This is a genomic window from Nocardioides sp. WG-D5, from assembly GCF_054031175.1.
The window spans coordinates 2,849,464-2,867,499 of record NZ_CM132928.1 but is presented as its reverse complement, the minus strand read 5'-3'; the positions used below and the strand labels follow the sequence as shown (position 1 = coordinate 2,867,499).

The window sequence follows — 18,036 nt, the reverse complement described above, 5'->3', positions numbered from 1 at the left end:
CTCCCTCCACGAAAACGAAAGGTCATCACCATGAACCGCGCACCTCGCGTACTCACCCTCGCCGGTGTCGGGCTCGCGTGTCTCTCGCTCGCCGCCTGCTCCCAGTCCGGCACCACCGCCGCGGCCGGCGACTACCCGACCAAGCCCATCGAGCTCGTCGTCGGGTACGAAGCGGGCGGCCCGACCGACATCGGTGCTCGCATGCTCGCCAAGGAGCTCGAGGACAAGCTCGACGCCACGATCACGGTCGTCAACAAGCCCGCCGCCAACTCCCAGGTCGCCTACACGGCGCTGACCCAGGCGAAGCCCGACGGCTACACGATCGCCGCCACCACCTTCCCGTCGGCGATCATGACCGTGCTCGACGAGAGCCGGGGCGCCTCCTACGAGCGCGACAGCTTCGCGCCGGTGGCCCTCCAGGTCGTCGACCCGACCGCGGTGGCGGTCGCCCCCGACAGCGACATCAAGACCCCGAAGGACCTGGTCGAGGCCGCCAAGGCGGAGCCCGGGAAGCTGCGCGCGACCACGACCGGTGTCGCGAGCAACGAGCACTTCGCCCTCGCCAGCCTGAAGGAGGTCTCCGGCGCCGACCTCGCCCCGGTGCACTTCGCCGACGGCAGCACCGCCGCCACCACCGCCTTCCTGGGCGGCAACACCGAGGTCCTCCTCACCAACGTGAGCGATCTGCAGCCACTGGCCGACTCGGGCAAGGTCCGCATCGTCGGCGTGATGGACGCCGAGCGCGCCGAGTCGCTGCCCGACGTACCGACGTTCAAGGAGTCCGGCTACGACGTGGAGATCTCCTCCTCGCGCGGCTACGCCTTCCCGGCGGGCACGCCGGACGAGGTCGTCGACGAGATGTCCACCGCCATCGGCGAGATCATGGAGGACCCGGCGTTCCAGAAGAAGATGACCGACGCCGGCCTCGCCCCGTCCTACCTGGACGCCGAGGAGTACTCCGCCTACTGGGACGACACCGAGAAGACCTTCGGCGACCTCTTCCCGCTGGTGAAGGCGGACAGCTGATGACCGACAGCATCATCACCGACCAGCAGCTCAACCCCGGCGGTCGCGTCGCCAGGTCCCGGCCCGAGCGTCCCGACGAGGCCCTCCTCGACCGGTTCCGCCGCCTCCCCACCGCCAACATCGGCGACGCCATGGACCGGTTGGGCTCGCTCGACTCCGTCATCGCGCCTGCCTGGCCCGGCGCCAGCATGGTCGGCACCGCGTTCACCGTCTGGACCCGTCCCGGCGACAACCTCGGCATCCACCAGGCGCTCACCCAGGTCGAGCCGGGTGAGGTGATCGTGGTGAGCGGCGGCGCCGACGAGTCGCGCGCACTCATCGGCGAGCTCGTCGGCGGCAAGGCCAAGGCCCGGGGCGTCGCCGGGTTCCTCCTCGACGGCGCCGTCCGCGACGCCGACGGCCTGGCCGAGTACGAGATGCCCGTCTTCGCCCGGTCGCGGACGCCGGCCGGTCCCTACAAGGACGGTCCCTACGCGCTCTCCGTCGACGTCGCCGTCGCCGGCGTGGTCGTACGCCCCGGCGACATCATCGTGGGTGACGCGGACGGCGTCGTGGTGGTCCCGCTCGAGTCCGCGGCCGTGATCGCGGACCGGGCCGAGGCCAAGCACGCCGCCGAGGAGGCGACCCGCCGCGACATCGACGCCACGCTCGGCGTCACCACCGCAGCAGGGGATCAGCGATGACGATCATCGTGGGCTACATGCCCGGCGACGCCGGCGAGCGTGTCCTCGCCGGCGCCGTCCGGGAGGCCCGGACCCGGGGCAGCTCCCTCCTGGTCGTGAACTCCTCGACCGGGGGCGCCTACGCCGACCGCGGCCTCCTCCCGGCCGCCGAGCTCGAGGCGGTGCGGCAGCGACTGGCCGCCGACGGCCTCGAGGTCGACGTGCGCCAGTACGCCGAGGCCGTCTCCGTCGCCGAGACGCTCATCGACGAGGCGGAGCGGGTGAGCGCCGACCTCGTGGTCGTCGGTCTCCGCCGCCGCTCGCGCACCGGGAAGTTCCTCCTCGGCAGCACGGCCCAGACCGTGCTGCTGCGCGCCCCCTGCGACGTCCTGGCAATCCGGATCCCCACCGACGACTGACCCCTTGACCCTTCCACGCACTGAAAGTTCGACGATGTCACACAGCACGACCTCCGACAGTCCGCTCCAGGCCACCCACGTGGCGATCCTCGGCCTCGGCGAGGTGGGCCGTATCTACGGCGCCGCCCTTGCCGAGGCCGGCCACCGGGTGACCGGCTTCGACCCCTACCTCCACGAGTCACCGGCAGGCGTCGAGGTGGCGGACACCCTGGAGAAGGCGGTCGAGGACGCCCGGATCGTGGTCGTCCTGACCGCGGCCTCGGCGAGCCGCTCGGTCGCTGAGTCGGTCGCCGGCGCGCTCGCACCGGACGCCGTCTATGCCGACTTCACCTCCTCCGGGCCGCTGGAGAAGCGCGAGCTGGCCACCGTGTTCGAGGGGCGTGCGGACGTACGCCTGGTCGACGTCGCCATCCTGGGACCGGTCATCCTGCTGGGCACGGCCACGCCGCTGATGGCGGCCGGACCGGCCGGCGAGGTGGTGGCGGAGCTGATGCGGCCGCTGGGCACGCCGGTCGAGGTGGTGGGCGGCGATCTCGGCGACGCGATGGCCCACAAGCTGCTGCGCAGCGTCTTCATGAAGGGGCTCGCCTCGGTCGTGGTCGAGGCGGTCGGTGCCGGACGTGCCGCCGGGATGGAAGAGTGGACCCGTGGCCAGATCGCAGGCGTTCTCGCCGGGGACGGACAGGCGGTCATCGACCGCTTCCTCACCGGCACGGCGAAGCACGCCGCTCGCCGGGCGGCGGAGATGCGTTCGACCAGCGCCTACCTCGCCGACCTGGGGGTCCATGCCGAGATGACGGAGGCCTCGATGACAGCGTTGGAGCGGATGGCCGGCGACGGGAAGCCGTCGTGATCGGTGTCTGGGCGCTCGGCGTCTACCTGGCGGTGATCCTGGCCTGGACGACCCTGCTGCGCCGCAACGTCGGCGAGGCGATGGTGGTCGGGTTCGTCGTCGCCGCGGTGTTCAACGGCAGCCGGTTCCTCAGCGCCGGCTGGGACGCGCTCTCCGCCGCGCTCGTCGACGAGATCGTCTACGCCACCGTCATCTTCGTCTTCATGGGCTACCTCCTGGAGAAGGCGGGCGTCACCCACCGGATGATCGACCTGCTCGACGCCCTCATCGGACACCGCCGTGGCGGCCCGGCGTACGTCTCGACGGTCGCCTCCGCGGGCCTCGGCAGCATCGTCCACAACCAGGCCGCCATCGCCGCCACCGTCGGGTCGGTGACGATCCCCTGGATGGAGCGCACCCGCGTCGACCGCACCACCGCCGCCACGATCGTGGCCGGCAACGCGGGCATGGGCATCACCTTCCCGTTCAGCGCCTCGATGTTCGTCCTGGTCGGCTCCTCGGTCGGCGGCGCGCTCGTCGACGTCGACTCGCTGATCGTGCCGCTGCTGATCGGTGGTCTGTGGTGTGTGCTCCACCGCCTGATCGTCACCTACCTGCTCGTACGCCGCTCCACCCGCGGGAGCGGTCCGGCCGTGTCGCGCAGCGGCCGGGACGTACGGGCCGCGTTCTCGCACGGCTGGCCGACGCTGCTGCTGTTCGCCGGGATCGCCATTCCGATCGTGCTCACCACCGGCGCCGTCGCCGAGGCGCTCACCGAGCGGATCGGCACCGACGTGACCGAGGCGCTGAGCCCGATCTTCTGGATGCCGGTGATCCTGATCCTGATCGGCCTGCTCCTCGGCCGTGGCCGGCTGCCGCGCGACGGCCGGGGATGGGCCGAGCTGATCGGCAGCTCGGCGCCCCGGTTCGGGGTCGTCGGCCTGACCGTGCTGTTCGCCTTTGCCGGCGCGAACGCGCTGGCGACGACCGGCCTGCCGGAGCAGCTGGCCGGGCTGCTCGGTGACCTCGATCTCCCGGTGTGGCTGCTGGCCCTGGTCATCGGGATCATCGTCGTCGCCGTCGCGGCACCGCTCTCCAGCACGGCGACGATGGCAGCCGTCGGTGTCGTCGGCGTCGCCGCGCTCGCCGCCGCGGGCGTACCCGCCACCACCGCAGCGGTCGCGGTCCTCATCTTCTCCTCCTGCGAGGCTGCCGTGCCGCCTGGCGGAGCGCCGCTGTACGTCGCCTGTGGCATCGCCGGCGTCGATCCGCTACACACGTTCCGCAGGATGCTGGCCTACTACGCGCTGCCGCTGCTCGGCATCGGCGTGCTCGTGGCCTCCGGAATCCTGCCGGTCTGAGAAAGGACGGACACCCATGACCCGATCGATCCTCCACACCCTCTTCGTCTCGTCGCTGGTCGTCGCGCTGCTCGGCGGTCTCGCGCTCATCGGCCTGCAGGCCGTCGGCCTGGTCGTCGGCAGCCAGGCGCTCGTCGTCGGCCCGAACGGCCTGTTCAAGACGATCCTGTGCGTCGCCGCCTCGATCGCGGCCGTCGCCGCCTACCTCCTCACCCACGTCGGCCCCGAGGTGAAGGCGCGCGACGACGCAGGAGCGACCAGATGACCACCCACGACCGCCCGAGCCGGGCCGAGCTCCACGACCGACCGGGGCTGTTGCGGGGCACCTCCTGGGAGCTCTTCGAGGACCCCTGGCGAGGCACCCCGTCGTTCGCGGACGAGCAGGCCGTGGTCGCGGCTGCGGGCCTCGTCCAGCTGGGGGAGGCCTTCGGGCTGGACTACCCGGTCAACGCGTTCATGCCCGGGATGTCCCAGGCCAGGAAACCGGCCGGGCACGTCATCTACGCCAACCACCCGGCTCACCGCGACGACCATCTCGACAGCTACTACCTCCAGTCCTCGAGCCAGATCGACGGGCTGCGCCACCGGCGGGCCGACGACGCCGGGTTCTACGCCGGGACCCCCGACGAGCTGATCATCCCGGGCACCGAGGAGATCGGCATCCAGGTCTGGGCCGACCGCCCCATCGTCAGCCGGGGCATCCTGGTGGACATCGCCGGCCTCCTCGCCCGGCGCGACGAGAGCCTCGACCACGAGGCCGGCGAGCCGATCCCGTACGAGTACATCGACCACGCCCTGACCGCCCAGGCGATCGAGCTGCGTGCCGGTGACGTCGTCATGCTCCACACCGGATGGTGCGAGTGGTTCCTCGAGCTCACCGCCGAGCAGAAGCTGGCTCAGCAGGCCCTCCGCCGCGCCACCGGCATCGCGCAGAGCGAGGAGGTGCTCGACTGGGCCTGGGACACCGGCCTGGCGCTGCTCGCCGCGGACACCTTCGCCGTCGAGTGCCTGCCGCCCGTCCCCGACTCACCGTTCCTCCGGTCGGCGCCCAACGACCGCGGGATGATGCACCAGGAGTTCCTCGCCAAGCTCGGCATGCCGCTCGGTGAGCTGTGGCGGCTCGGGCCGCTGGCACGACGCATGGACGAGCTGCAGCGGTGGGACTGCTTCGTCACGGTCAAACCGCTCAACGTCACCGGCGCGACCGGATCACCGGCGAACGCCATCGCCATCCTCTGACCGGGACGTAGGTTGGACGGCGTACGCAGCCGTCACCGGATCCAGAGAGTGGGGAGTGCCGTGCGCCGCTGGGTGCGCAGGTCCTTGTGGGACGTCGTCCCGCGCGATCACCGCCAGAGCGACGCCGCCCTGCGCCGCCGTCAGCTGGTCACGGCCGGCTTCGTGCTGCTCGGGGCGGTGGTGCTCGGGGTCTCGCTGCGCATCGAGCCGGGCAGTGTCTGGTTCTATCCCGCCACCTTCGCGCTGGCCGGGGTGTGGGCGCTCGGCGCCTTCGTCTCCGGGCCGCTGCACCTCGGCCGGATCCCTGCCTGGCGCCGGCACGAGCGGAAGGGCGAGCATCGGCTCGTCCGCCCGGTGCTGGCGCCGATCCTGATCGGCCTGGGCCTGGCCGGCATCTTCGTGATCGGCGGCCTGGTCGTGCGCGAGATCGACTGGCTGGACCGGCAGGTCCGCTCCGTCCTCGACTTCGCCGACCAGGGCTCGCTGCCGATCCTCGTCGTGGTCACCGCGGTCAACGGCGTGGCCGAGGAGCTGTTCTTCCGCGGCGCGCTCTACGCCGCCCTGCCCCGCCATCCGGTCGCCTGGTCGTCGGTGGCCTACGTGATCGCGACGCTGGCGACCGGCAACGTGATGCTGACCTTCGCGGCGATCCTGCTCGGGGTCGTGGTCGGGCTCGAGCGGCGCGCCTCCGGCGGCGTGCTCGCGCCGATCCTCACCCACTGCGCCTGGTCGCTGTCGATGCTGCTCGCCCTGCCGCTGCTCTTCGGCTGAGGAGACCGGCGGCGCCTCAGAGCGTGTTCTGGTCGGCCAGCCGTTCGGCGAGGGCGCGGCGTACAGCCTCCCGGTAGGGCAGCGGATCGCCGGGCACGACGTCGAGGATGCGCCGGTCGCGTACGACGACCTCGGTGGTCATCGAGTCGATCAGGTTGCGCCCGGTGGTCACGTCGACGTCGGTCACCAGGGCCAGCCAGTACGACGACAGCCGGGGCGTCAGCACCGGCACGGGCGCGACCGGGATCGATCGGCCGTTGGCCACCTCGGAGGCGACGGTCAGCATGTCGAGGTACGTCATCGCCTCGGGGCCGCCGATCTCGAAGACCTCGCCGATCGCGTCCTGGTTGTCGATGACACCCGCGAGATAGCGGATGACGTCGTCGACGGCGATGGGCTGGGTGCGGGTGGCGGTCCACCTCGGCACCACCATGGCGGGGAGGTTCTTGACCAGCTGCCGGGTCAGCTCCCAGGAGACGCCGCCGTGGCCGACGACGATCGCCGCTCGCAGCGTCGTGACGGGTACGCCGCCCTCGCCGAGCAGGGACTCGACCTCGCGCCGGGAGCGCAGGTGGGGCGAGAGGTCGCCGTCATCGTCGCCGAGCCCGCCGAGATAGACGATCTGCCGCACCCCCGCCCCGGCTGCGGCAGCACCGAAGGCCCGGGCGGCTCGCGCGTCGCGCTCCTCGAAGTCGTCGTGGTCGAGCGAGTGCACCAGGTAGACCGCGACATCGGCGCCCTCGAGCGCGGCCGGCAGCGTGGCCGGGTCGTCGACGTCGGCACCCACCGCCTCGCCGGGGCCGTCGTAGTCGTCCGGCCGCCGGGTCATCGCCCGCACCGTGACGTCGCGTTCGGTCAGCTCCGCGACCAGCCGCCGACCGATGAACCCGGTCGCGCCGGTGACGAGCACGGTGGTCGAGGTCTCCATGGGTCGAGCCTACGGACGCCGTCAGCCGACCGGGCGGCAGTCCTGCCCGCACCCGTCCTCGGGGACCGGCCCGGAGGCGTGCGACGCCGGCCGGTGCAGCACCGCGCCGGTCGGGGTGACCACGACGTCGGAGCCGTCCACGAGACCGGTGCCGTCGACGATCAGCGCGTGCTCGCGCGGCGTGAGCGGGGCGTACGTCAGGGTGAGCACCGGGTTGCTCGCGAGGTTCGCCCGCGTGCCGCCGCCGGGGTCGGAGATCCGCAGGGACGAGCCCTCGACGACCGGGTCCACGACCACGACCTTGATCCGCTCGCCCGCGGTGGTCAGCAGGAACCCGCTGCCGAAGCGCTCGAGCGTGGCGGCGAGATCGGACAGTGCGACCGGGATGCTCATATCCGGCACCTTAGTCCGACCTCGCCGGGCGGGTCAGAGGTTGATCATGTGGCCCGCGATCCCGTGGACGGCCTCCTTGACCGCCTCGGAGAGCGTCGGATGGGCGAACACGTTGCGCGCGACCTCGTCCGCGGTGAGGTCCCACTGCTGGGCCAGGGTCAGGACGGGCAGCTGCTCGGTGGCGTCGGGGCCGATCACGTGGGCGCCGAGCAGCTCGTTGTGCTCGGCGTCGGCCACGACCTTCACGAAGCCGACGGTCTCGCCGAGGCCGCGCGCCTTGCCGTTCGCGGAGAACGGGAAGGTGGCGGTCTTGACGTCGTAGCCCTTCTCCTTGGCCTGCGCCTCGGTGTAGCCGAAGGACGCGATCTGCGGCTGGCAGAAGGTCGCCCGCGGGACCATGTCGATGTCGATCGGCATGGTCTCCACGCCGGCGATCGTCTCGGCGGCGACGACGCCCATCCCCTCGGCGACGTGGGCGAGCATGAGCTTCCCGGTGACATCGCCGATGGCGTACACGTGCGGGACGCTCGTACGTCCGCGGTCGTCGATCGCGATGGCCTCACGGTCGGTCAGCTCGACGCCGAGCTTCTCCAGTCCGTAGCCGCTCACCCGCGGCGCGAAGCCGAACGCGGCGAGCATCATGTCCGCCTCGAGGACGGTCTCACCGTCACCGCCGACGGGAGAGACGGTCACGCGCACGCCGGAACCGGTGTCCTCGGCCCCCGTCACCGCGGTCGAGGTGAGGACGGTGATGCCGAGCTTGCGGTACTGCCGCAGCAGCTCCTTGGAGACGTCGGCGTCCTCGGTCGGGACCATCCGGTCGGCGTACTCGACGACGGTGACGTCGACGCCGAAGTTCTTCATCACGTACGCGAGCTCGACCCCGATCGCGCCCGAGCCACCGATGACGATCGACCGCGGCAGCTTCTCGCTGAGGATCAGCTCCTCGTACGTCACGATGTTCTGTCCGTCCGGGACGACCCCGGGCACGCTGCGCACGGTCGCGCCGGTCGCGATGATCAGGTCGTCGCAGGTGTACGTCTCGGTGACGCCGTCCCGGCCGGTCACCTCGATCGCCAGGGTGCCGTCGGCCTGCGGTGCGGCGAGCGTGCCCCAGCCGTCGATCTCGGTGATCTTGTTCTTCCGCATCAGGAAGTGGACGCCCTTGGCGCTCGCGTCGGCGACCCGGCGGCTGCGCTGCCAGCTCCCGGAGTAGTCCACGCTCGCGTCGCCGCGGATCGAGAAGGCGTCCTTCTGGTGGGTCAGCATGTGGGCGATCTCGGCGTTGCGCAGCAGCGCCTTGGCCGGGATGCAGCCGACGTTGAGGCAGACGCCGCCCCAGTACTTGTCCTCCACGACGGCGACGGACCGGCCGAGCTGGGCGGCGCGCACCGCCGCGGTGTAGCCGCCGGGCCCTGCTCCCAGGACGATGACATCGATGTGGCTCATAGGTTCTCCTTCTCCGTGGCGCCGATGATCCGGCGCATCCCCTGGTAGGCGTGGTCGGCGGCCCGGTCGTCACCGTGCAGGAGGAGGGCCGGGGTGATGAACGAGGCGAGCGACTCGAGCCCGAACACGACCGCCTCCACATCGGTGTCCTCCGGCAGGTCGCCGGCCTGCACGGCGGTGGTGACGTCGGCGCGCAGCGCGGCCCGCCACTGGGTGCGTCCCTCGAGCAGTCGCTCGTGGACGACGCCGGAGCGGCCGTCGTAGTCGTAGGTCACCTGCGTCATCAGGCACCCGCCGGGATAGCCCGGGTCGGCTGCGTACTCGGTCCAGGCCTCGCACGTGGCCAGCAGCCGGGGGAGGCCCGCCGGGAACCGCTTGACCGTGTCCCAGACCCGGGTGCGGAAGTCGGCGAAGACCATCTCGACCGTCTCCAGCTGCAGGGTCTCCTTGGTGCGGAACTGCCCGATCACCCCCGACTTGCTCATCTGGACGATGTCGGCCAGCCGCCCGATCGTCACGCTGTCCAGACCCTCGACGGAGGCCAGGTCGGCTGCTGCCTTGAGCACGCTCCGTCGGGTCTCGAGTGCCGCCTGTGCGGACGCACGTCCTGCCATGCCTTCGATTTTAGCGCACGAACGATCGCTATTGCATAACGTACGATCGTGTGCTTAATCTCATTTCATGACGATCCACGAACTGGCCGGCGGCTTCGAGCTGGAGGCGACCGATCCGCACTGCGTCGACCCCGAGGCCGCCGCCGACCGACTCCGCCACCAGCCGTGGCAGCGCTTCGCCGTGCTCGGTGACAGCGTCACCGCCGGCGTGCGGGGCCCGCTGGACGGCTACCGGGACGCGTCCTTCGCCGATCGCCTCGTGGAGGCGCTGGCGAGCACCCGCCCCGGGTTCGAGTCGGTGAACCTCGCCATCCCCTACCTGACCGTCGCCGAGATCCGCGAGGTCCAGCTCGAGCCGGCCCTCGCGTTCGCGCCCGACGCCGTGCTCGTGAGCGCGGGCGGCAACGACGCCTTCAACCCGTTCGACCCCGACCACCTGCGTACGCAGCTCGAGCTGCTCCTCGTGCCGCTGGCCGAGAGCGGTGCCACGGTCCTCACCGTCGGGCTCTTCGACCTCGCCCGCTCCGGGCTCGTGCCCGCGGACCAGGCCGTGGAGATGGCCGAGCGGTTCGACGCCCTGGACCGGATCACCGCCGAGGTCACCCAGAACCTGGGTGGCATCCACATCGACACCCACCACCACCCGCTGTCGGCCGACGCGTCGATCTACGCCCGCGACCGGATCCACGGCAACGCCCGTGGGCACGCGGTGGCCTTCGCCGCGATCGTCGACGCGCTCACCTGACCGGGCCGCGAGCTTCGCCGGGTCGGCGGGCTAACCTGCCTCCGATGAGCACGTACCGGTCCGACTGCTCCCGCTGCGCGGGCCTGTGTTGTGTGGCGCTGCCCTTCGCCCGCTCGGCGGACTTCCCGGAGGACAAGGCCGGCGGCGACCCGTGCCGCCACCTCGGACCCGACTTCGGCTGCGGGATCCACGAACAGCTGCGGGACCGCGGGTATGCCGGGTGCACGGTGTTCGAGTGCTTCGGCGCAGGTCAGCAGGTCACCCAGGTGACCTTCGGCGGTGCGGACTGGCGCACCGAGCCGGCGTCGCGGCAGGAGATGTTCGACGTCTTCGCGGTGATGCGGCAGCTGCACGAGATGCTGGCGCTGCTCCAGGAGGCGGTCGAGCGCAGCACGTCACCCGACCTCGCCGAGCTGGCCGCCCGGATCTCCTCGGCGGCGGGCGGCTCCGCAGACCAGGTGCTCGCCACCGACGTCGGCGCACTCCGCTCGGCGGTCGGGGGCGCGCTCCGCCGGGTGAGCGCCGAGGTGCGCCACCCCGCAGGCCAGGCGCTGGCGGGTGCCGACCTGCTCGGTCGTGACCTGCGCCGGAGAGACCTGCGCCGTGCCGACCTCAGGGGCGCGCTCCTGGTGGCCGCCGACCTGCGCGGCGTCGATCTCACCGACGCCGACCTGCTCGGCGCGGATCTCCGGGACGCGGCCGTCGCGGGCGCGGACCTCTCGCGGGCGCTCTTCCTCAGCCAGGCGCAGGTCAATGCCCTGCGAGGAGACGGGAGCACCCGCCTGCCCGCAGGGCACGACCGGCCCGCCCACTGGGGCTAGCGGGGGATCAGCCCAGCGTGGCCGTGTCGATCACGAAGCGGTAGCGCACGTCGGAGGCCAGGACCCGGGCGTACGCCTCGTTGATCTGGTCCGCCGAGATCACCTCGACGTCGGCGCCGAGGCCGTGCTCGGCGCAGAAGTCGAGCATCTCCTGGGTCAGCGGGATGCCGCCGATCATCGAGCCCGCGAAGTTGCGGCGGTTGGTGAGCAGCGAGAACACGTTGACGCTCAGCGGCGCGGGCGGGGCGCCGACGTTGACCAGCGTGCCGTCCACGGCGAGCAGGCCGAGGTAGTCGTCGACGGGGATCTCGGCGCTGACCGTGTTCACGATCAGGTCGAAGCTGTTCTTCAGCGTCTCGAACGTCGCCGGGTCGGAGGTGGCGTAGTAGTGGTCGGCACCGAGCCGCAGACCGTCCTCCTGCTTCTTCAGCGACTGCGAGAGCACCGTGACCTCGGCACCCATCGCGTGGGCGATCTTGACGCCCATGTGGCCGAGGCCGCCAAGCCCGACGATCGCCACCTTCTTGCCGGGGCCGGCGCCCCACCGCTTCAGCGGGGCGTACGTCGTGATGCCGGCGCACAGCAGCGGAGTGGCAGCCGCGGGGTCGAGGCCCTCCGGCACCTTGAGCGCGAAGTGCGCGTCGACGACGACGTGGGTGGAGTAGCCACCCTGGGTGAAGGAGCCGTCCCGGTCCTTCGCGGCGTACGTCCCGACACCGCCGCCGGGGGTCGAGCAGTGCTGCTCGTCGCCGTTGCGGCAGTTGTCGCACTCGCGGCACGAGTTGACGAAGCAGCCGACGCCGACGCGGTCGCCGACCTGGTGGTTGGTGACGGCGGAGCCGACCTCGGTGACGCGGCCGACGATCTCGTGGCCCGGGACGACCGGGAACGGCTGCGGGCCCCAGTCGCCGTTGACGGTGTGGATGTCGGAGTGGCAGATGCCGGCGTACTCGATCGCGATGAGGACGTCGTTCTCCCCGACCGGGCGGCGCTCGATGGTGGTCGGGGCCAGCGGCTCGCCGGCGGAGGGGGCTGCGTACGCGTTGACGCGCATGGATGTTCTCCTGGGTCTGAGATGGGGGTGGATCAGTGGTTCTCGCGGCTGCGGATCTGGCCTGCCAGCGCGTGTGCCTGCTCGCCGATCTCATCGGCGCGCACCTCGTCGCCGGCCGCGACGGCTCGCCAGTAGTCGGTCTTGAGACCGACGTACGCCCGCCGCAGCTCGAGAAACTCGGCCTCCCGGGCGAGGTGCGCGGCATGCTCGGTGAGCATGTCGATCTGCTCGCGCGCGCCGTCGCGCCCGAGACGGCTGTTGCCGACGTACGTCCTCATGTCGTCGATCGAGAGGCCGATCGCGGCGAGGCACGCGACGCCGGTCAGGCGGTCCAGGTCGGTCTCGTCGTAGACCCGGTGGCCGCTGCTCGCGCCGCGGCTGACCGGCTCGATCAGCCCGATCGTCTCGTAGTAGCGCAGCGTGCTGGCCGGCAGCCCGGTCAGCGTCGCCACCTCCCGGATCGTGTACGTCCGAGTCGTCGATGCAGTCACGTCGATGACGCTAAGAACTTCAAGTACTTGAAGTCAAAGGTCACGCTGACCCGGTGAGCACGAGCGCGCCGAGCCCGGTCATCGCGGTGCCCGCCAGCCCTTCGGTACGCCGTGCGAAGGCCGGTGACTGCAGGCGCGGAGCGAGCCGGGTGATGACGGTGATCAGCGCGGCGTACCAGACCAGGCAGAGCAGCCAGAAGGTCGCCGCGAGAGCGATGTGCTGGGCGAGCGGCGTCAGCGGCGAGAGGTCGAACTGCGGGAACAGCGAGAGGTAGAAGGCTGCGACCTTCGGGTTGAGGAGGTTGCTGAGCAGGCCCTGGCGGAAGCATGCCGAGCGTGCGATGCCACCCGGCCTCGGGCGGCCGATGGCGGCTGCGGCTGCCGATACGCCCGGGGTCCGATGCTCGCGGCGGGCGCGGACGTAGGCGCGCAGGGCCTGGACGCCGAGGTAGACGAGGTAGGCGCCGCCGGCGATTCGGACGATCTGGAACAGGGTGGGAGAGGCGGTCAGCAGGGCGGTGATGCCGAGGGCGGCGGCGGTGCCGAGGATCGCGAGGCCGGTCATGATGCCGGCCGCGGTCCAGAGGGCCCCGGCGCGTCCGCTGCGGGCGGCGTTGCGCAGCGTCAGCATCATGTCCGGGCCGGGGACGACGATGACGACGAGCGAGGTGGCCGCGAAGGCGACCAGTTGTTCCAGCATGCACGCCATTCTATCGCTCATTCGGCGCACTTTGATTGCCGATAATGTCCTCAGTGGCGGATACTGAGCAATATGACGAGCATCGATGCCACCGACCGAGCAATTCTCCGTGAACTCACCATCGACGGTCGGTTGAGCAACGTCGAGCTGGCCTCTCGGGTGGGCCTGACACCTGCGCCGTGTCTGCGCAGGGTCAGGCGCCTGGAGGAGTCCGGGGTGATCGCCGGCTATCGGGCCCGGTTGGACCCGGTGGCCTCGGGGCGGGAGTTCTGCGTCTACGTGCTCGTCCAGATCACGATGACCAGCAGGGAGGTCGTCGAGCAGTTCGAGGAGAAGGTCGCCTCCTACGAGGAGGTCACCGAGATGCGGCGCGTCTACGGCGAGATCGACTACGTGATCCGCGTCGACGTCGCCGACAGCAACGCCTTCGAACGCTTCCAGACCGAGAAGATGTACCCGCTCCCGGGCGTCCACCGCATGGTCTCCCATCCCACGATGAAGGCCGTCAAGAGCAACGACTGACCGTCAAGAACAGAAGACGTACGTCACGGCTCGCAAGCCCAGCGAAGGCAAACCGGCCGACTTCCTGATGTGTGACTTCGACCGCGAGATGAAGCGCTGTGCCGGTGTCGTGCGAGACACTGCTGACCTCGGTGTCCCGGAGCCGGATCGGGTGACTGTGGACGTACGCCCCGACGACGAAAGGGCTCGGCAATGTCAGTGATCGATGTGACCGCTCCTTCGGTGGTTCGGCAGGAACAGCTCTTCGAGCAGATCGCCATCCGCCTCCCTGACGAGGTCGACGGCGACTGGACGATGCTCGTCTTCAACCACCGCAATCTCCTGGGTCTCTCCAACGGCCGCATCGACATCCATCGACCAGGTGGCTACATCGACTACTCCGTGCCTCCGGACGTGGTCGTCCCGTCGATCGACGAGCTCAGGCGGGTCATGTACCGGCCCGGAAGGGGCGCCTGGTTCTCGGGGCGATGGACCATCACCAACATCGACGGCAACGGCGAGAAGATCTCGGCCAACGCCTCGTTCAATCGCGACGACGAGCCCGTGTGGCGCCGCACCGTGCACCCCGAGCTGTACGCCCTCGACCTCGAAGCCTTTCCGCGCGACGAGGAGAGCACCCCAGAATGGTTGCGTCAGAAGGTCGCGGAGGCGCGCAGAGCGTTCTAGACGGACTGTGAGCGGCGGTCGAGAGCAACGACTGATACGGCGTTGACGTCGCTCTCGCCGTTCCCCAAGATGGGTGGTCGGTATCCAGGAGGACGACGTGGGACGACTGACCGATCGTTTGAGCCGTTTCGTTCCTGGACGAGTGGCGGCCCAGGCCGAGGAGTTCATCGCTGCTGCGCGGCTCGGCGACGTGGACGTCGCGGTCGCGACGACGGACAAGGCACTACTGTCCCAGCTGATCGCGCGGTTCCGCGAAGCGTACGGAGCTGAGTCGCGAGAGCTTCGCGCCCTCATCGGGTCCACCCTCGTGTGCGTCGACTGTGCGACGAGGTGGCCCACGGCACTGTTCGGAGTGAGAGCATGCCCGAGCTGTCGGGGAAAGCGGGCGATCCTGCATTACCGCCTCCTCGACCCGGACACGTTCGACCTGGAGGATGTCGCCGCGCTGCGTCGGCTCTGGAGGGACCAAGCCGCGCGGTGGTGGCAGCGGACAGCTCGTTCGACGGCTCGCTGCGACGTCTGCAACATCGAGCTGGTCCGCCCGGCGGGATCGCTGGCAGTCACCGATCTTCTGTGTGACGGCTGCGTGGACGACCTGCTGACCGACGGTCTGATGGCGCTACGCCGAGATCCGTACGCGTTCGGCGGTCTCGAGCTGGAGCTCGCCCGACCGTTCCGGTCCTACGCCCGGCCCCACCATCTTCAGCTCGACTGGGAATCGCTGTTCTCCAAGTTCGGCTTCAACGACGGCGACGTGCCGGAGGAGTTCGACGCCTGGCGCGCAGCACAGGGGTACGAGGCGATCGACTGGGCGCTTGAAGGGGACTGGCACACGATCCTCGACGAGACGGTCCGTGCGTGGCTGCTGCCTGCCACCGACCGCGAGGTCGTCGTGACGGCGACGATCACCAACCACAACCCCATCCGTGCGGTCGAGGTCGACGGCGTTCCCGCCGAGGACTTCGACGAGCTGGTCCGTGAAGGTCTCGCGGCGGATCTGCAGCCGGAGTACGTCGAGGTTCCCTACCCGGAGGTGGAGAAGGTCCTGCAGAGGACCGAGAACGGTCTGTTCCCGCTCGCCGAGGCCGTTCGCGATGTCGCTCAGCAGCACGCGCTGACCCCGCGGCAGCATGCCGAGCTTCGTTCGATCGTGCTGTCGACCACGCTCCCTCCCGCCTTCATCACCGACTGTGCCGGGATCCTCGTCGGCGCCAGAGGTGCCGATGAGGAGGTACGCCGCGTGGCCGACCGAGGCGAGTGGGGTCTGCCGCGCACCGTGGCGGCGTTCCGTGCGGCAGATCTGGTCGCCCACCCCGAGCTGGTCCGACGGACCTTCGACCTGGAGCACTGGTCGGCGATCCACCGGCAGCTGTTCCACGACATCGACGAGGCCGCCGGAGTCGTACGCCCCGACCTCGATGTCGACCTCGAGCCGGCGCTGGCCGCTCTGCGTGAGATCACCGCCGAGACGGCCGCAGATGTCCTGGCCGCCGCAGCGCCGGAGCTGGCGCGCGCCAAGCCCTTCATGAGCTCGGGGTCCCCTGCCGACGGCGACACCCATGCACGTCGCGTGTTCGTGCAGCACGCGCTGGAGCGGGCCGGGCTCAGGATCGACTGGAAGTGGTTCGACCTCGCGCTCGAGCCCTACTCATCGACCGGCGACAACCGCCGTGAGCTCTTCGAGCGGGCGGTCAGCTGACGTCCCGACGGGGCGGTCGAAAAAAGGTCAGAACTTTCGCTTGACCTTGACCCAGCGTCAACCCTCGACGCTATTCGACATGAACCCGACACCAGCAATCGAGATCGCCGGACTGACCAAGTCCTACGGCGACGTACATGTCCTCCAGGGCGTCGACCTGAGCGTCGAGAAGGGCAGCATCTTCGCCCTCCTCGGCTCCAACGGCGCCGGCAAGACCACGACCGTGAAGATCCTGACGACGCTCCTCAAGGCGGACGGCGGCCAGGCGACGGTCAACGGCTTCGACGTCGCGACCCAGGCCCAGGACGTACGCACGTCCATCAGTCTCACCGGCCAGTTCGCCGCCGTCGACGAGATCCTGACCGGCCGCGAGAACCTCATCCTGATCGCCAAGCTGCTCCGCCAGAAGAACCCGGGCGCGGTCGCCGACGAGCTCCTCGCCCGGTTCTCGCTCACCGAGGCCGGCAACCGCAAGGTCGCGACGTACTCCGGTGGTATGCGCCGCCGGATCGACATCGCGATGAGCCTCATCGGCAACCCGCCGGTGATCTTCCTCGACGAGCCGACCACCGGCCTCGACCCCGAGGCGCGGATCGAGGTGTGGGCCACCGTCAAGGAGCTCGCCGACAGCGGCACGACGGTCCTGCTCACCACGCAGTACCTCGAGGAGGCCGAGCAGCTCGCCGACCGGATCGCGATCCTCCACGAGGGCCGCATCATCGCCAACGGCACCCTCGCCGAGCTCAAGGCGATGTTCCCGCCGGCCAAGCAGGAGTACGTCGAGAAGCAGCCGTCCCTCGAGGAGATCTTCCTCGCCATCACCAGCAAGTCCAACGGCGCGTCCGCCACCCCCGTGAAGGAGTCATGATGAACACCCGATTCTTCGGCGACACCGCCGTCCTGCTCGGCCGCTCCCTGCGACACATCGGCCGCAGCCCCGACACCATCGTCACCACCGCGATCACCCCGATCGCCATGATGCTCATGTTCGTGTACGTCTTTGGCGGCGCGATCGACACCGGCTCCCACGAGAGCTACGTCAGCTATCAGCTACCGGGCATCCTGTTGATCACGATCGCCTCCGGCATCGCCTACACCGCCTACCGTCTCTTCCAGGACAAGAACGGCGGCATGTTCGACCGGTTCCAGTCGATGCCGATCGCTCGGTCCGCGGTGCTGTGGGGTCACGTGCTCACCTCGGTGGTCGCGAACATGATCTCGCTGGTCGTGGTGGTGCTCGTCGCCCTGCTGATGGGCTTCCGCACCAGTGCGAGCGTGCTCGACTGGCTCGCGGTGGTCGGCATCCTGGCCCTGTTCACCCTCGCGCTGACCTGGCTCGCGGTGGTTCCGGGCCTGACGGCCGGCACGGTCGAGGGAGCCAGCGCGTTCTCCTACCCGCTGATCTTCCTGCCCTTCCTCAGCTCGGCGTTCGTGCCGACCGACACGATGCCCGGACCGGTGCGAGCCTTCGCCGAGCACCAGCCGGTCACCTCGATCGTCGACTCCATCCGGGCGATCTTCGCCGGTCAGGACCTGGGCAACGAGCTGTGGATCGCACTGGCCTGGTGCGTCGGCCTGCTGGTCGTCGCGTACGTCCTGGCCACCGCCGCCTACCGCCGCAAGTTTGCCTAAACCACGCGACAA

At 70.2% G+C, this 18,036-nt stretch carries 22 protein-coding genes; 15 read left to right on the top strand and 7 right to left on the bottom strand.

Going from position 1 to position 18,036, the window contains the following annotated elements:
* The first annotated feature begins 30 nt into the window (after positions 1-30).
* From ACWZJV_RS13960 to ACWZJV_RS13925, 8 genes are read left to right on the top strand one after another with little or no spacing between them, the layout of a single operon-like run.
* Complete coding sequence (locus ACWZJV_RS13960; protein WP_457181864.1) at positions 31-1,026, top strand: Bug family tripartite tricarboxylate transporter substrate binding protein; 996 nt, start codon at positions 31-33, stop codon at positions 1,024-1,026.
* Positions 1,026-1,709: an RraA family protein gene (locus tag ACWZJV_RS13955; protein WP_457181863.1), complete on the top strand. Its 684-nt coding sequence runs from the start codon at positions 1,026-1,028 to the stop codon at positions 1,707-1,709. Before ACWZJV_RS13960 ends, ACWZJV_RS13955 begins: the two co-directional genes overlap by 1 nt.
* Positions 1,706-2,107: a universal stress protein gene (locus ACWZJV_RS13950; protein ID WP_008355392.1), complete on the top strand. Its 402-nt coding sequence runs from the start codon at positions 1,706-1,708 to the stop codon at positions 2,105-2,107. Before ACWZJV_RS13955 ends, ACWZJV_RS13950 begins: the two co-directional genes overlap by 4 nt.
* A gap of 34 nt (positions 2,108-2,141) precedes the next feature.
* On the top strand, positions 2,142-2,960 hold the full coding sequence (locus ACWZJV_RS13945; RefSeq protein WP_196876147.1) for an NAD(P)-dependent oxidoreductase: 819 nt from the start codon (positions 2,142-2,144) through the stop codon (positions 2,958-2,960).
* Positions 2,957-4,300, top strand: coding sequence for a TRAP transporter large permease subunit (locus tag ACWZJV_RS13940; RefSeq protein WP_457181862.1), 1,344 nt, complete (start codon positions 2,957-2,959; stop codon positions 4,298-4,300). The genes ACWZJV_RS13945 and ACWZJV_RS13940 overlap by 4 nt, the downstream gene beginning before the upstream one ends.
* Positions 4,301-4,316: 16 nt before the next feature.
* Complete coding sequence (locus ACWZJV_RS13935; protein ID WP_457181861.1) at positions 4,317-4,565, top strand: hypothetical protein; 249 nt, start codon at positions 4,317-4,319, stop codon at positions 4,563-4,565.
* The gene (locus ACWZJV_RS13930; RefSeq protein WP_457181860.1) at positions 4,562-5,539 is read left to right on the top strand and encodes a cyclase family protein; all 978 of its coding nucleotides are present in this window, start codon (positions 4,562-4,564) and stop codon (positions 5,537-5,539) included. Before ACWZJV_RS13935 ends, ACWZJV_RS13930 begins: the two co-directional genes overlap by 4 nt.
* Positions 5,540-5,587: 48 nt before the next feature.
* Positions 5,588-6,310, top strand: a complete 723-nt coding sequence (locus ACWZJV_RS13925) for a CPBP family intramembrane glutamic endopeptidase (RefSeq protein WP_307785721.1) — start codon at positions 5,588-5,590, stop codon at positions 6,308-6,310.
* A gap of 16 nt (positions 6,311-6,326) precedes the next feature.
* On the opposite strand, the gene ACWZJV_RS13920 is transcribed toward ACWZJV_RS13925, so the two are convergent.
* From ACWZJV_RS13920 to ACWZJV_RS13905, 4 genes are read right to left on the bottom strand one after another with little or no spacing between them, the layout of a single operon-like run.
* Positions 6,327-7,238 (bottom strand): NAD(P)H-binding protein, encoded by a 912-nt coding sequence (locus ACWZJV_RS13920; protein WP_196876151.1) that lies wholly within the window; start codon positions 7,236-7,238, stop codon positions 6,327-6,329.
* 21 nt (positions 7,239-7,259) lie between these two features.
* A complete protein-coding gene (locus ACWZJV_RS13915; RefSeq protein ID WP_008355378.1) occupies positions 7,260-7,631 on the bottom strand; it encodes a hypothetical protein in 372 nt (123 codons plus the stop codon).
* A gap of 33 nt (positions 7,632-7,664) precedes the next feature.
* Positions 7,665-9,080 (bottom strand): dihydrolipoyl dehydrogenase, encoded by a 1,416-nt coding sequence (gene lpdA, locus ACWZJV_RS13910; RefSeq protein ID WP_457181859.1) that lies wholly within the window; start codon positions 9,078-9,080, stop codon positions 7,665-7,667.
* Positions 9,077-9,694: a TetR/AcrR family transcriptional regulator gene (locus tag ACWZJV_RS13905; RefSeq protein ID WP_008355375.1), complete on the bottom strand. Its 618-nt coding sequence runs from the start codon at positions 9,692-9,694 to the stop codon at positions 9,077-9,079. Before ACWZJV_RS13905 ends, lpdA begins: the two co-directional genes overlap by 4 nt.
* Before the next feature lie 67 nt (positions 9,695-9,761).
* On the opposite strand from ACWZJV_RS13905, the gene ACWZJV_RS13900 reads away from it, so the two are divergent.
* Positions 9,762-10,439, top strand: a complete 678-nt coding sequence (locus ACWZJV_RS13900; RefSeq protein WP_457181858.1) for an SGNH/GDSL hydrolase family protein — start codon at positions 9,762-9,764, stop codon at positions 10,437-10,439.
* Positions 10,440-10,483: 44 nt separating this feature from the next.
* Positions 10,484-11,260, top strand: a complete 777-nt coding sequence (locus tag ACWZJV_RS13895; protein WP_196876154.1) for a pentapeptide repeat-containing protein — start codon at positions 10,484-10,486, stop codon at positions 11,258-11,260.
* A 7-nt stretch (positions 11,261-11,267) separates the two neighbouring features.
* On the opposite strand, the gene ACWZJV_RS13890 is transcribed toward ACWZJV_RS13895, so the two are convergent.
* From ACWZJV_RS13890 to ACWZJV_RS13880, 3 genes are read right to left on the bottom strand one after another with little or no spacing between them, the layout of a single operon-like run.
* The gene (locus ACWZJV_RS13890; protein ID WP_457181857.1) at positions 11,268-12,314 is read right to left on the bottom strand and encodes an NAD(P)-dependent alcohol dehydrogenase; all 1,047 of its coding nucleotides are present in this window, start codon (positions 12,312-12,314) and stop codon (positions 11,268-11,270) included.
* 32 nt (positions 12,315-12,346) lie between these two features.
* Entirely contained in the window at positions 12,347-12,805 is a 459-nt protein-coding gene (locus ACWZJV_RS13885; RefSeq protein ID WP_457181856.1) for a MerR family transcriptional regulator, read from the bottom strand.
* Between the two features lie 40 nt (positions 12,806-12,845).
* Positions 12,846-13,505 carry a LysE family translocator gene (locus ACWZJV_RS13880; protein ID WP_457181855.1) on the bottom strand — a complete coding sequence of 220 codons (660 nt, stop codon included), beginning with the start codon at positions 13,503-13,505 and terminating at the stop codon, positions 12,846-12,848.
* Between the two features lie 72 nt (positions 13,506-13,577).
* Between ACWZJV_RS13880 and ACWZJV_RS13875 the strand changes: the two genes are divergently transcribed.
* The 5 genes from ACWZJV_RS13875 to ACWZJV_RS13855 all read left to right on the top strand — a co-directional run bounded on the left by ACWZJV_RS13875 (position 13,578) and on the right by ACWZJV_RS13855 (position 18,024).
* Positions 13,578-14,027, top strand: a complete 450-nt coding sequence (locus ACWZJV_RS13875; protein ID WP_008355362.1) for an Lrp/AsnC family transcriptional regulator — start codon at positions 13,578-13,580, stop codon at positions 14,025-14,027.
* 192 nt (positions 14,028-14,219) lie between these two features.
* The gene (locus ACWZJV_RS13870) at positions 14,220-14,693 is read left to right on the top strand and encodes an agglutinin cell wall attachment protein (protein WP_457181854.1); all 474 of its coding nucleotides are present in this window, start codon (positions 14,220-14,222) and stop codon (positions 14,691-14,693) included.
* A 142-nt stretch (positions 14,694-14,835) separates the two neighbouring features.
* Positions 14,836-16,392: a hypothetical protein gene (locus ACWZJV_RS13865; RefSeq protein WP_457181853.1), complete on the top strand. Its 1,557-nt coding sequence runs from the start codon at positions 14,836-14,838 to the stop codon at positions 16,390-16,392.
* A 79-nt stretch (positions 16,393-16,471) separates the two neighbouring features.
* Positions 16,472-17,260: an ABC transporter ATP-binding protein gene (locus tag ACWZJV_RS13860; RefSeq protein ID WP_008355348.1), complete on the top strand. Its 789-nt coding sequence runs from the start codon at positions 16,472-16,474 to the stop codon at positions 17,258-17,260.
* Positions 17,260-18,024 carry an ABC transporter permease gene (locus ACWZJV_RS13855; RefSeq protein WP_008355346.1) on the top strand — a complete coding sequence of 255 codons (765 nt, stop codon included), beginning with the start codon at positions 17,260-17,262 and terminating at the stop codon, positions 18,022-18,024. Before ACWZJV_RS13860 ends, ACWZJV_RS13855 begins: the two co-directional genes overlap by 1 nt.
* Positions 18,025-18,036: the final 12 nt, after the last annotated feature.

What these genes read in the sequence shown, in the direction of transcription:
- ACWZJV_RS13880 (WP_457181855.1), bottom strand. Translation starts at nt 13,505, where the DNA reads ATGCTGGAACAACTGGTCGCCTTCGCGGCCACCTCGCTCGTCGTCATC.
- lpdA (WP_457181859.1), bottom strand. Translation starts at nt 9,080, where the DNA reads ATGAGCCACATCGATGTCATCGTCCTGGGAGCAGGGCCCGGCGGCTAC.
- ACWZJV_RS13890 (WP_457181857.1), bottom strand. Translation starts at nt 12,314, where the DNA reads ATGCGCGTCAACGCGTACGCAGCCCCCTCCGCCGGCGAGCCGCTGGCC.
- ACWZJV_RS13895 (WP_196876154.1), top strand. Translation starts at nt 10,484, where the DNA reads ATGAGCACGTACCGGTCCGACTGCTCCCGCTGCGCGGGCCTGTGTTGT.
- ACWZJV_RS13930 (WP_457181860.1), top strand. Translation starts at nt 4,562, where the DNA reads ATGACCACCCACGACCGCCCGAGCCGGGCCGAGCTCCACGACCGACCG.
- ACWZJV_RS13870 (WP_457181854.1), top strand. Translation starts at nt 14,220, where the DNA reads ATGTCAGTGATCGATGTGACCGCTCCTTCGGTGGTTCGGCAGGAACAG.
- ACWZJV_RS13875 (WP_008355362.1), top strand. Translation starts at nt 13,578, where the DNA reads ATGACGAGCATCGATGCCACCGACCGAGCAATTCTCCGTGAACTCACC.
- ACWZJV_RS13860 (WP_008355348.1), top strand. Translation starts at nt 16,472, where the DNA reads ATGAACCCGACACCAGCAATCGAGATCGCCGGACTGACCAAGTCCTAC.
- ACWZJV_RS13855 (WP_008355346.1), top strand. Translation starts at nt 17,260, where the DNA reads ATGAACACCCGATTCTTCGGCGACACCGCCGTCCTGCTCGGCCGCTCC.
- ACWZJV_RS13945 (WP_196876147.1), top strand. Translation starts at nt 2,142, where the DNA reads ATGTCACACAGCACGACCTCCGACAGTCCGCTCCAGGCCACCCACGTG.
- ACWZJV_RS13920 (WP_196876151.1), bottom strand. Translation starts at nt 7,238, where the DNA reads ATGGAGACCTCGACCACCGTGCTCGTCACCGGCGCGACCGGGTTCATC.
- ACWZJV_RS13900 (WP_457181858.1), top strand. Translation starts at nt 9,762, where the DNA reads ATGACGATCCACGAACTGGCCGGCGGCTTCGAGCTGGAGGCGACCGAT.
- ACWZJV_RS13915 (WP_008355378.1), bottom strand. Translation starts at nt 7,631, where the DNA reads ATGAGCATCCCGGTCGCACTGTCCGATCTCGCCGCCACGCTCGAGCGC.
- ACWZJV_RS13905 (WP_008355375.1), bottom strand. Translation starts at nt 9,694, where the DNA reads ATGGCAGGACGTGCGTCCGCACAGGCGGCACTCGAGACCCGACGGAGC.
- ACWZJV_RS13960 (WP_457181864.1), top strand. Translation starts at nt 31, where the DNA reads ATGAACCGCGCACCTCGCGTACTCACCCTCGCCGGTGTCGGGCTCGCG.
- ACWZJV_RS13950 (WP_008355392.1), top strand. Translation starts at nt 1,706, where the DNA reads ATGACGATCATCGTGGGCTACATGCCCGGCGACGCCGGCGAGCGTGTC.
- ACWZJV_RS13955 (WP_457181863.1), top strand. Translation starts at nt 1,026, where the DNA reads ATGACCGACAGCATCATCACCGACCAGCAGCTCAACCCCGGCGGTCGC.
- ACWZJV_RS13935 (WP_457181861.1), top strand. Translation starts at nt 4,317, where the DNA reads ATGACCCGATCGATCCTCCACACCCTCTTCGTCTCGTCGCTGGTCGTC.